The sequence below is a fragment of the Cellulomonas gelida genome (assembly GCF_006538725.1).
Taxonomy (GTDB): domain Bacteria; phylum Actinomycetota; class Actinomycetes; order Actinomycetales; family Cellulomonadaceae; genus Cellulomonas; species Cellulomonas gelida.
In genome coordinates, this window is record NZ_BJLQ01000063.1 from 1 (window position 1) to 10,499 (window position 10,499).

Below are 10,499 nucleotides of genomic sequence, written 5' to 3' on the forward strand. Positions count from 1 at the left end.
GGGACCGAGGGAACCGTAACCCGGTGGGTCCGGCGCGCGTCGGCCGCCGACGGTGACCTGTGGACGACGAGGGGTCACCGACGGCGCCGCGGCTGGCGCGACCGGGCAGGCGACCGGCCGGCGGCCGGGCAGACGGTCGTGCCGTCGACGGCGCAGGCTGCCGTGCGGGCGGCCGGACCGGGCCCGGACCGCGCGTCCCGCTGGCTATGCTGACCGGCGACCTGCCGCCGACCACCGCGGCCGACGACCACCTGAGGACGCCGATGACCGATCCGAGCACACCGACGGCCCCCGTCGGCACCTTGCTGCGGATCTCGGTGACGGCGGGCGACCGGCGCATCGACCTCGGCGCACCCGGCAACGTCGCGGTGGTCGAGATCGTGCCGGGCCTGGCGCGCGCGCTGGGGATGCTGGACGCCGCGTCGGTGTACGGCGGCTACCGGCTCGTCACGGCCGAGGGCAGCACGCTCGACCCGGCGCGCAGCCTCATCGCGTCCGGCGTCGAGGACGGTGCGATCCTGACCCTGGAGTCCGGCGCCGAGCAGCCCGAGCCGCGCGTGTACGACGACGTCGTCGAGGCCGTCGCCGACGCGGTCGAGAGCCGGTTCCGGGCCTGGACGCCGCACGACTCGGCGCTCGGCGCGGCGTGGGGCGCGGCCGCGATCGTCGCGGCCACCGCGCTGCTGCTGCTCGGCGCCGATCGCACGTCCCCGCTGCCGCCCGTCGTCGCGGCCCTCGGCGCGCTCCTGGCGGTCGTCGCCGGCGCGGTGGTCGCGCGCACGGGCCGGGACTCCGCGGCCGGGCGGGTGCTGGTGCTCGCCGCCGGGCTGCCCGCAGGCGTCGCCGGCCTGGCCGCCGGCACGGGCGCGCCCTCGTGGGGCTGGCCCGCCGCCGCCGCGGGCGCGGGCCTCGTCGCCGCGGGCGTGCTCGCGCTCGCCGCGCTGCCGGACGGCCGCGAGACCGCGATCGCGCCGGTGGGCCTGGGGCTGGCCCTGGCCGTCGTCGGCGCGACGGTCGAGCTCGCCGAGGCCCAGCCTGCGCACGTGCTCGCGGTCGTGGTCGCGGTCGTGCTGACCGCGAGCATCGGGGTGCCGTGGCTCGCGCTGGCCAGCACGCCGCTGCGGGTGGTCTCGCCCCGCTCGGACGCGGAGATCCTGCTCGACCCGGTCCCGGTCGATCCCGACCGCGTGCGTCACCAGCTCGACTCCGGCTACCGGATCCAGCTCGCGCTGCGCGTGGCCGTCGGTCTGCTCGCGCTCCTGGCCACGCCGACCCTCGTCGGCGCGGGCGCGCTGGGCACCGCGCTGCTCGTCGTCGGCTGGGTCGGTCTGCTGCTCTCGACCCGGCAGTCGTACGCGCGCGCGGACGTGCTCGTCGTCGTGTGCCTCGGGATCACGGGCCTCGCGCTGACGCTCGTCGTGGCGGCCCTCGCGCACCCCTCGTGGCGCACCGTGCTCGTGTGCTCGGCCGGGGCCGCGGCCGCCGCGCTGGTCGCACTCGGGCTCGTCGCGCCGCGTCGGCGGGTCGCGCTCGCGCGCGCCGGGGACACGATCGAGATGACCTGCCTGGCCGTCCTGCTGCCCCTCGGCGTCGCCGCCGCGGGCCTGGTCTGACCGCGGACGGGACATGGCCGCCAAGCGTGACCTCGTCGAGGCGCAGTCGTTCAGCCGCCGTCGTCTGCTGACGGCGTTCGTCAGCGGCGCCCCGGGCGGGCAGGAGCTCGAGCCCACGAAGCCGATGCGGGGCGTCGTGGCCGGGGTCATGCTCAGCGTGCTCGTCGTGATCGGCTCGCTCGCGTGGGGAGCGCTGCGCAGCGACCCCGCCGACTGGAGCTCGAACCGGCTCGTCGTCGTCAAGGGCGAGGGCACGCGCTACGTCGCGCTCAACGACGCGCTGTACCCGGTGGTGAACACGACGAGCGCGCGGCTCGCGATCGAGGCGGGACAGTTCGCCGTGGTCGAGCTGGCGCCTCGCGTCATCGCGGGCACCGAACGCCGCGAGACGATCGGCATCGTGGGCGCCCCTGACGCCCCGCCCCGCCCGGAGGCGCTCGTCGCGACCGGGTGGACCGCGTGCGTGGCGCCCGACGAGGGCACGCCAGCGGTGTCCACCTCGGTCGGCGCCGAGGTGGACACGGAGGCGGGCGGTGCGGTGGTCGCGGAGTCCGGTGGTGAGACCTTCGTCGTGACCGGCGGCCTGCGACACCGCGTGTCGGAGGCGGACCTGTCGAGCGTGCTGCGTGCGGTCGGGCTCGAGACCGCGCCGCGCGTCGAGGTCCCCGGCGCGTGGCTGAACCTGTTCCCCGAGGGCACGGACCTCGCACCGTTGACCATCGACGGTGCGGGCCGGCCCGCACCGTCGCGCGCGGGCCTCGGCGACCTGGACGTGGGCACGGTCGTGCGCGTCGCGGGTGCCGGCAGCGCGGACCGCTGGTACGTCGTGGACCGGCGCGGCGACCTCGCGGTGCTCAGCGAGTTCGCGACCGAGCTGTACCAGCTCGGTCAGCCCGACGCGCAGGAGGTCACCCGGACGCCCGCCCAGGTCAAGGACGCGGGTACCGCGACGACGTCGGTGGCCCCCGCGGACTGGCCGAGCGAGCCGGTCGCTGCGGTGGCCGGCGAGCGCGTCCCGTGCGCCGTCCTGACGACCGGCCCGGAGGCCGGGGTCGAGCTCGTCTCGACCGACGAGCCGCCCGCGCCCGGCGTGCACGTCGTCCCGGGTGGCGGTGCGCTCGTGCTGGCCCGCGCGCAGGAGGGCGGGGCAGGCGTGCACGCGCTGATCGACGAGATGGGGCGCCGGTTCGGGCTGCCGACCGTCGACGCGGGCGAGGACGACGTGCTCGCCCGGCTCGGCTACACCCCCGAGCAGGTGACGGTGGTCCCGCCGGCCTGGGCGGAGCTCTTCGAGACGGGCCCGGACCTGACGGTCGAGGCGGCGCTCACGCCGGTCGCGCCGTGACGTCCGGGGCCCGCCCGCGGCCCGGGTCGTCCGCGTCCCGCGCCGGGCTCGCGCTGCGCGCCGTGCTCGCGTGCGCCGTGCTGGGGGGGACGTCGCTCGCCTGGGTGGCGGACGCACCGGCTGCGACCGCGGCCGTGGAGCAGGGCTGCGGCGACGAGGCCCCGCGGTACCTCGACCAGGAGCCGCCCGCGCTCGCGCAGCTCGGGGCGCAGGAGGCCTGGCGGTTCGCGACCGGTGACGGCGTGGTGGTCGCGGTCGTCGACTCGGGCGTGGACGACCGCAACCCGCACCTGGAGGGCGCGGTCGCCGACGGCCGGGACGTCGTGACGGGTGACGGCACGGGTCGGACGGACACGTGGGGGCACGGCACCGCGGTGGCGGGCATCATCGCCGCGCGCCGGGTCGCGGACTCGGGCGTCGTGGGGCTCGCGCCGGGGGCCCGGGTCCTGCCCGTGCGGGTCTACCACGCCGAGGGCGACGACGCGGTGGAGCAGGGAGTCCAGCCGACACCCGGCCGGATCGCCGCGGGGATCACGTGGGCGGCAGCTCAGGGTGCGACGATCATCAACGTGTCCATGTCGACCGATGCGGACGACCCCGCACTGCGCGCCGCGGTGCGGGACGCGACCGCGCGCGGCTCGCTCGTCGTCGCGAGCGCCGGCAACCGGAACACGGCCGACGACAAGGCCGACGACGCGCGCTACCCCGCGGCCTACCCCGAGGTGCTCTCGGTCGCGGCGGTCGACGCCGAGCTGCGGCCCACGGACGCGTCGATCCACGGCGAGCACGTGGACGTCGCCGCGCCGGGCGCCCAGGTCCTGACGGTCTACCCGGGCGCCGGCGACTGCTGGTACGCGACCACGGAGCCCGCGCCGAGCTGGTCCACGGCCTACGCCTCGGCGGCCGCGGCGCTCGTCGCGGAGCGCTTCCCCGACGAGACGCCGGCGCAGTGGGCGTACCGGTTGGAGGTCACGGCCGCACGGGCGACGCCCGACGCGCGCACGGACACGACGGGCTGGGGCGTGATCCGGCCTGACGTCGCGCTGCAGTTCGTCGACGACGGCACCGCCGCTGGCCCGCCGAGCCCGGTCCGCGCGCCGACGTCGACCTCGACGGTGACGGCGTCGCCGATCGTGGTCGAGGACACGGTGGACCCGATGGCGCAGGCCCGCGAGGGCGCGGTCTGGTGGGTGCTGGGCGGCACCGCGGCCGTCGCGCTCGTCGCGCTCGCGTGGCGGCTCGTCTCGCCTCGGAGGGCGCGATGACCCGGCCGCTGATCGAGCTGCGCTGGGGGAGCGCGACGTCGGCGGGTGGGCGGTCGACCAACGAGGACTCGCTGCTCGCGCAGGACGACGTGTTCGTCGTGGCGGACGGCATGGGTGGGCACGACGCGGGTGAGGTGGCGAGCGCGACCGCGGTCGAGGTGCTGCGCTCGCTCGTCGGACGCCGGCCGGGTGCCGACGAGGTGCGGGACGCACTCGTCGAGGCCAACGCCCGCATCCGCGCGCTGCCCGCGGGTCCCGGACGACGACCGGGGACGACCGTCACCGGCGTGGTGCTGAGCAGCCACGAGTCGACGCCGTGCTGGATCGTCTTGAACGTCGGGGACTCGCGCACCTACCGCATGGTGGGTGCCGTGCTCGAGCAGGTCACGCGCGACCACTCGGAGGTCGCCGAGCTCGTCGCCGACGGGCTCGTGCGGCCCGACGACGCGCCCTACCACCCGTGGCGGCACGTCGTGACGCGCGCCCTGGGCGGCGGGTCGGCGGACGTCGAGCCCGACGTGGACATCATCGCGGTGAGCCCGGGCGACCGGATGGTGGTGTGCTCCGACGGGCTGACGGACATCGTGCCGGACGCGCGCATCGAGGCGGACCTCAAGGCGGAGCCGGACCCGCAGGCCGCCGCGGACCGCCTCGTCGCGACCGCGCTGGCGGCGGGCGCGACGGACAACGTCACGGTCCTGGTGGTCGACGCGCCGGCTGTCCTTCCTGCGTCGTGACGGCGTGCGTCGTGGCGGTGCGGCGCGCGAGTGTCGCCGCGCGTGAGGTGCGTGCCGCGTCGACGCCGAGGACGACGAGCGCGAGCCAGACGAGGGCGAACCCCCACCACCGGGCCGGCGGCATGTGCTCGTGCAGGACGACGACGCCGATGACGAAGTGCAGCAGCGGCGTGAGGTACTGCAGCAGCCCGACGACGGACAGCGGCAGTCGCGCCGCGGCCGTGTTGAACAGCAGCAGCGGGACGGTGGTGACCACGCCCGTGAGGGCGAGCAGGACCGCGTGCCCCGTGCCGTGCCCGACGAACGTGCCCCCGCCGCGGGCGGTGAGCCACAGCACGTACGCGAGCGCGAGGGGCGCCAGGACGAGCGTCTCGGCCGCGAACCCCGGGACCGCGCCGAGGTGCCGCCCGACGCGGCTCTTGATGAGCCCGTAGAGCCCGAACGACACCGCGAGCGTGAGCGCGACCCACGGCATGCGCCCGTACGCGAGCGCCAGGACGGCGACGGCAGCGGCCCCGCACCCGAGCGCCGCCCACTGCACGACGCGCAGGCGCTCGCGCAGCACCGCGACGGCCAGCGCGACGGTGACGAGCGGGTTGACGAAGTAGCCGAGCGACGCGTCCACCACGTGCCCGCTCTCGACCGCGAGCACGAAGACGAGCCAGTTGGTCGCGAGCAGCACCGCCGCCAGGGACAGCAGGCCGAGCGTGCGCCGGTCGCGCAGCGCACCGACGAACGCGCGTCCGCTGCGCGTCACGCGCAGCAGCGCGAGGCACAGCAGCAGCGACCACAGCGCGCGGTGGGCGACGACTTCGTCGGCGCCCGCGGGGGCCAGCGCCGTGAAGTACAGCGGCAGCAACCCCCACAGCGCGTAGGCGCCGAGGCCGCTCGCGAGACCGCGGCGGTCGAGGGCCTCGTCCGGGGCCCGCTCGGGGGCGGGGGCGTCGCGCATGCGGTGACCCTAGACGCCACTCGCGAGACGGCCCGGATCGCCCGCGCGGACCGGGCGGGTATGCCCGGATCCGCCCGATGCGCTCCCGGGCGCCCCGCGTCCCCTACGCTCTGCGCGTGGACGCGATCGACGAGCGCATCATGGAGCTCCTGCGGGCGGACGGACGGGCGGCGTACGGGCGTCTGGGGGAGCAGGTGGGGCTCTCGGCGTCGGCCGTGAACAGGCGCGTCGACCGGCTCGTCGCCGACGGCACGATCCAGGGCTTCTCGATCCGGTCGGGTCGCCCGCCCGGCGCCACGCAGATCCAGGCGTACGTGGAGATCTTCTGCTCGGGGAGCTGTTCGACGACGACGTTGCGGGAGACCCTCGAGGCGATCCCCGAGATCCGCCGGGCGGGCACGGTCTCGGGCGACGCGGACGCGATCGCGCTCGTCGTGGCGCCGACGATCGCGCAGCTCGAGTCCGCGATCGAGCGCATCCGCGAGGCCCCGGACGTCGACCGGACTGTGAGCTCGATCGTCCTCACGGACCTGTTCGACCGCTGACCGCGCGCGCCGTTCGCCGCCGCGCGGCCGGCGTCGCCCGTTCGTCGGGCGTGTCCGCATGCTGACGCGCGGGAAGGATCCGGACATGAGGTGGTCCTAAGATGACCGCCAGCACGCCCTGCCCGCCGCGAACCGTCGCAGTGAGGCGCCCTGTCGAGAGCGCGGCACGGGACGGCAGGGCCACGTCCCCGAATCGGAAGGTCCGCCCGTGAGCACCCCGACCCTGCGCGTCGCCGTCGTCGGAGCCGGTCCCGCCGGCATCTACGCCTCGGACATCCTGTCCAAGACCGACCTCGACGTGAGCATCGACCTCTTCGAGCGGCTGCCCGCACCGTTCGGCCTCGTGCGCTACGGCGTCGCGCCGGACCACCCGCGGATCAAGCAGATCATCGTCGCGCTGCACAAGGTGCTCGAGCGCGGCGACATCCGGCTGCTGGCCAACGTCGACTACGGCACCGATCTCAAGCTCGACGACCTGCGCCAGTTCTACGACGCGGTGATCTTCTCGACGGGCTCGATCCGTGACGCGGCGCTCCCGATCCCGGGCATCGACCTGGAGCACTCGTACGGCGCCGCGGACTTCGTGTCCTGGTACGACGGCCACCCGGACGTCCCGCGCACGTGGCCGCTCGAGCACCGGACCGTGGCCGTGATCGGCGCGGGCAACGTGGCGCTCGACGTCGCGCGCATCCTGTCGAAGCACGCCGAGGACCTGCTGCCGACCGACGTCCCGGCGAACGTCTACGAGATCCTGCAGGCGAACCCGATCACCGACGTGCACGTGTTCGCCCGTCGCGGTCCGGCGCAGGTGAAGTTCTCGCCGCTCGAGCTGCGCGAGCTGGGCCACGTGCCGGACGTCGACGTCGTCGTCTACCCCGAGGACTTCGAGTTCGACGACGGCTCGATGGCCGCGATCCACTCGTCGAACCAGACCAAGCAGGTCGTCAAGACCCTCACGGACTGGACCCTCAAGGAGCCCGAGGAGCTGACCGCCTCGCGCCGGATCCACCTGCACTTCCTGCACAAGCCCGCCGAGGTCCTCGGCGAGGACGGCAAGGTCGTCGCGCTGCGCACCGAGCGGACGGCGCTCAACGGCGACGGCAACGCGACCGGCACGGGCCAGTTCCACGACTGGCCGGTCGAGGCCGTCTACCGCGCGGTCGGGTACTTCGGCTCGCCGCTCGTCGACATCCCGTTCGACGACGTCGCGGGCGTCATCCCGAACCGGGAGGGTCGCGTCGTCGACGTCGACGGCGAGCCCCTGCCGGGCGTGTACGCGACCGGGTGGATCAAGCGGGGCCCGGTGGGTCTGATCGGTCACACGAAGTCCGACGCGTCCGAGACCATCCGCAACCTCACCGAGGACGCCACGACGGCCGGCGAGGCCTTCTACACGGCGACCGAGCGCGACCCGTCGGCGGTGACCGAGTTCCTCGCGTCACGCGGCGTCCCGGTGGTCGAGTGGTCCGCCTGGGAGGTGCTCGACGCGTACGAGCGCTCGCTCGGCGAGCCGCACGGGCGTGAGCGCATCAAGGTCGTGCCCCGCGAGGAGATGGTCGACATCGCCCTCGGCCGCATCGCCCAGGTCTGAGAGCCGCAGCCGGCACGACGAGAGAGCCGCACCCCCGGCCGGGTGCGGCTCTCTCGTCGTGCCGGGACGCGGCGCACGCCCGTCGTGGGCTCGCGGTCCCGCGCCTGGGCTCGGGGAACGTGGTGTGATCGTGGCGCGTTCTTCGTCGTGACAGGCACCACCAGCGGAGGGACACCATGAGCTCGCGGCACCACTTCAACGGCGTCAAGACAGCGGCGCTGTTCGGCGCGATGTGGGGCGTGCTGCTGCTGATCGGGTGGGTCCTGGGTGGTGGCACACCGAAGTTCCTGTGGCTGTTCACGGTGCTGGGCGTCGTCGGCACGGCCGTGAGCTACTGGAACTCCGACAAGATCGCGATCCGCACCATGCAGGCGGTCCCGGTCACCGAGGTCGAGCAGCCCGCGATGTACCGGATCGTGCGCGAGCTCTCCACGCGCGCCGGCCAGCCCATGCCGCGCCTGTACGTGTCGCCGACGATGGCGCCCAACGCGTTCGCGACCGGGCGCAACCCGCGCAACGCCGCCGTGTGCTGCACCGCGGGGATCCTGCAGATCCTCGACGAGCGCGAGCTGCGCGGCGTGCTCGGCCACGAGCTGCAGCACGTCTACAACCGCGACATCCTCACGTCGTCGGTCGCGGCGGCCGTCGCGGGCGTCATCACGTCGCTCGCGTCGATGGCGCTGTGGTTCGGCGGGGGTGACCGCCGCGAGGGCGGCAACCCGCTCGCGGGTCTCCTGCTGCTGATCCTCGCGCCCCTGGCGGCCTCGATGATCCAGCTCGCCATCAGCCGCACGCGCGAGTTCGACGCCGACGAGGACGGTGCGACCCTGACCGGCGACCCGCTCGCCCTCGCCTCCGCGCTGCGCAAGCTCGAGCTCGGCACCGCGGCCCGCCCGCTGCCGCAGGACCAGCGCCTGGAGAACGTCTCGCACCTGATGATCGCCAACCCGTTCAAGGGCGGCGCGGGGTTCGCCCGGCTGTTCGCGACGCACCCGCCCATGTCGGACCGCATCGCGCGGCTCGAGGCCCAGGCGGGCACCCAGGGCGGCATCACCCGCTACTGACGCCTGCGCGCCCGATCTCCGCGGGGTCGCCGGACGCACGCGAGCGCGGGTGACGCTGCGCGAGCGGGCTCGTGGGCCGGTGCTCGCGGCAGGTCACCCGCGCTCGCGGGGTGGGTCAGCGGTAGTTCGTGAACTGCAGTGCGGCGTCGACGTCGGCGCCCTTGAGCAGCGCGATCACGGCCTGCAGGTCGTCGCGGCTCTTGGCCGAGACGCGCAGCTCGTCGCCCTGGATCTGGGTCTTGACGGACTTCGGGCCCTCGTCGCGCACGATCTTCGCGAGCTTCTTGGCGACCTCCGACGACAGCCCTTCCTTGATCGCCGCGGACAGCCGGTACTCCTTGCCCGACGGCTTCGGCTCGCCGTCGCCGAGGTCGAGCGACTTCAGCGAGATCCCGCGCTTGATGAGCTTGGTCTGGAGCACGTCCAGGACCGCGAGCACGCGCTCCGAGGAGTTCGCGACCATGAGGATCGACTCGCCGGACCACGAGACGGAGGCGCCGACGCCCTTGAAGTCGTACCGCTGGGCGATCTCCTTCGCGGCCTGGTTCAGGGCGTTGTCGACCTCCTGACGGTCGACCTTGCTGACGACGTCGAACGACGACTCGCTCGCCATGGGCTGTCCTCCTCGTGCTCCTGGTGCGGTCCCGTGCCTGGTGCGGTGTCGGGCCTTCGGTGCCCGTACGACGACCGGGCGCGGCGTGGTGCCGGTCCGTCCGGGCCGCCGTTTTCTCGACGGGGCCCGGGTGTTGCTATCCTTCCACGGCACGCCGCGCGAGCGACGACCAGGCCCACGGGTTCTCGGTCGGTGATCGTCGGCACGCACCCCGGCGGGTTACCCGAGTGGCCAAAGGGGGCTGACTGTAAATCAGCTGGCAACGCCTACGGGGGTTCGAATCCCTCACCCGCCACGTTGCCGAAGGGGCGTCCCGAACGGGGCGCCCCTTCGTCGTCCCTGCGCCTGCTCCGCTCCTGCCCGGCGTCGGCGCCCCGCAGGGCTCGTCGACCGCGCCCCCGCGGAGCGCGCCAGTCGTGGCGCCGGGGAGGCCGCCGGCGTCGGGCTCGTGCCCAGAACCGGTCCGTGGGAAGGTGGTGCGGACGCGATTTCGCGGCGGGGCCGTTGGGTGTGTAACCTGTTCCGCGCTGCCCCGATAGCTCAGTCGGCAGAGCGTCTCCATGGTAAGGAGAAGGTCAAGGGTTCGATTCCCTTTCGGGGCTCTGTGGTGTGTCTCGGGGTGCGGCTGCGGTCGCACCCCGGGATCACCCGAGGCGGGGTAGCTCAGTTGGTGAGAGCGCACGACTCATAATCGTGAGGTCGCGGGTTCGAACCCCGCTCCCGCTACTTCCAGAACGTCTACGGCGAGAGGCCGGACCCTCAGGGTCCGGCCTC

At 74.5% G+C, this 10,499-nt stretch carries 9 protein-coding genes and 3 tRNA genes; 10 read left to right on the top strand and 2 right to left on the bottom strand.

What is annotated here, in order from left to right:
* Nucleotides 1-263 precede the first annotated feature (263 nt).
* From eccD to CGE01nite_RS16150, 4 genes are read left to right on the top strand one after another with little or no spacing between them, the layout of a single operon-like run.
* Nucleotides 264-1,613, top strand: a complete 1,350-nt coding sequence (gene eccD / locus CGE01nite_RS16135; RefSeq protein ID WP_141371710.1) for a type VII secretion integral membrane protein EccD — start codon at nucleotides 264-266, stop codon at nucleotides 1,611-1,613.
* Nucleotides 1,614-1,626: 13 nt separating this feature from the next.
* Nucleotides 1,627-2,958, top strand: coding sequence for a type VII secretion protein EccB (gene eccB, locus CGE01nite_RS16140; RefSeq protein ID WP_141371711.1), 1,332 nt, complete (start codon nucleotides 1,627-1,629; stop codon nucleotides 2,956-2,958).
* A complete protein-coding gene (locus CGE01nite_RS16145) occupies nucleotides 2,955-4,223 on the top strand; it encodes a S8 family serine peptidase (protein ID WP_141371712.1) in 1,269 nt (422 codons plus the stop codon). Before eccB ends, CGE01nite_RS16145 begins: the two co-directional genes overlap by 4 nt.
* Entirely contained in the window at nucleotides 4,220-4,960 is a 741-nt protein-coding gene (locus CGE01nite_RS16150; protein WP_048344252.1) for a PP2C family protein-serine/threonine phosphatase, read from the top strand. The genes CGE01nite_RS16145 and CGE01nite_RS16150 overlap by 4 nt, the downstream gene beginning before the upstream one ends.
* Here CGE01nite_RS16150 and rarD read toward each other — a convergent pair.
* Nucleotides 4,914-5,912: an EamA family transporter RarD gene (gene rarD / locus CGE01nite_RS16155; RefSeq protein ID WP_141371713.1), complete on the bottom strand. Its 999-nt coding sequence runs from the start codon at nucleotides 5,910-5,912 to the stop codon at nucleotides 4,914-4,916. The two genes, CGE01nite_RS16150 and rarD, sit on opposite strands and share 47 nt — an antisense overlap.
* A 116-nt stretch (nucleotides 5,913-6,028) precedes the next feature.
* Here rarD and CGE01nite_RS16160 point away from each other — a divergent pair, with 116 nt between their 5' ends.
* The 3 genes from CGE01nite_RS16160 to htpX all read left to right on the top strand — a co-directional run bounded on the left by CGE01nite_RS16160 (nucleotide 6,029) and on the right by htpX (nucleotide 9,112).
* Nucleotides 6,029-6,457: an Lrp/AsnC family transcriptional regulator gene (locus tag CGE01nite_RS16160; protein WP_048344232.1), complete on the top strand. Its 429-nt coding sequence runs from the start codon at nucleotides 6,029-6,031 to the stop codon at nucleotides 6,455-6,457.
* Between the two features lie 208 nt (nucleotides 6,458-6,665).
* Nucleotides 6,666-8,048, top strand: coding sequence for an FAD-dependent oxidoreductase (locus tag CGE01nite_RS16165; protein WP_048344233.1), 1,383 nt, complete (start codon nucleotides 6,666-6,668; stop codon nucleotides 8,046-8,048).
* A gap of 176 nt (nucleotides 8,049-8,224) precedes the next feature.
* Nucleotides 8,225-9,112, top strand: coding sequence for a zinc metalloprotease HtpX (gene htpX / locus CGE01nite_RS16170; RefSeq protein ID WP_141371714.1), 888 nt, complete (start codon nucleotides 8,225-8,227; stop codon nucleotides 9,110-9,112).
* Nucleotides 9,113-9,227: 115 nt separating this feature from the next.
* Here the strand turns inward: htpX and CGE01nite_RS16175 are convergent, their stop codons facing one another.
* On the bottom strand, nucleotides 9,228-9,725 hold the full coding sequence (locus CGE01nite_RS16175; RefSeq protein WP_141371715.1) for a YajQ family cyclic di-GMP-binding protein: 498 nt from the start codon (nucleotides 9,723-9,725) through the stop codon (nucleotides 9,228-9,230).
* A gap of 213 nt (nucleotides 9,726-9,938) precedes the next feature.
* Between CGE01nite_RS16175 and CGE01nite_RS16180 the strand changes: the two genes are divergently transcribed.
* From CGE01nite_RS16180 to CGE01nite_RS16190, 3 genes are all read left to right on the top strand, one after another.
* Nucleotides 9,939-10,020, top strand: a tRNA-Tyr gene (locus CGE01nite_RS16180).
* Nucleotides 10,021-10,254: 234 nt separating this feature from the next.
* Nucleotides 10,255-10,327, top strand: a tRNA-Thr gene (locus CGE01nite_RS16185).
* A 50-nt stretch (nucleotides 10,328-10,377) separates the two neighbouring features.
* Nucleotides 10,378-10,451 (top strand) — tRNA-Met (locus CGE01nite_RS16190).
* The last annotated feature ends 48 nt before the right edge of the window (nucleotides 10,452-10,499 follow it).

Excerpts from the sequence above, each read along its gene's own strand:
- eccB (WP_141371711.1), top strand. The coding sequence starts at position 1,627 with ATGGCCGCCAAGCGTGACCTCGTCGAGGCGCAGTCGTTCAGCCGCCGT.
- htpX (WP_141371714.1), top strand. The coding sequence starts at position 8,225 with ATGAGCTCGCGGCACCACTTCAACGGCGTCAAGACAGCGGCGCTGTTC.
- eccD (WP_141371710.1), top strand. The coding sequence starts at position 264 with ATGACCGATCCGAGCACACCGACGGCCCCCGTCGGCACCTTGCTGCGG.
- rarD (WP_141371713.1), bottom strand. The coding sequence starts at position 5,912 with ATGCGCGACGCCCCCGCCCCCGAGCGGGCCCCGGACGAGGCCCTCGAC.
- CGE01nite_RS16175 (WP_141371715.1), bottom strand. The coding sequence starts at position 9,725 with ATGGCGAGCGAGTCGTCGTTCGACGTCGTCAGCAAGGTCGACCGTCAG.
- CGE01nite_RS16150 (WP_048344252.1), top strand. The coding sequence starts at position 4,220 with ATGACCCGGCCGCTGATCGAGCTGCGCTGGGGGAGCGCGACGTCGGCG.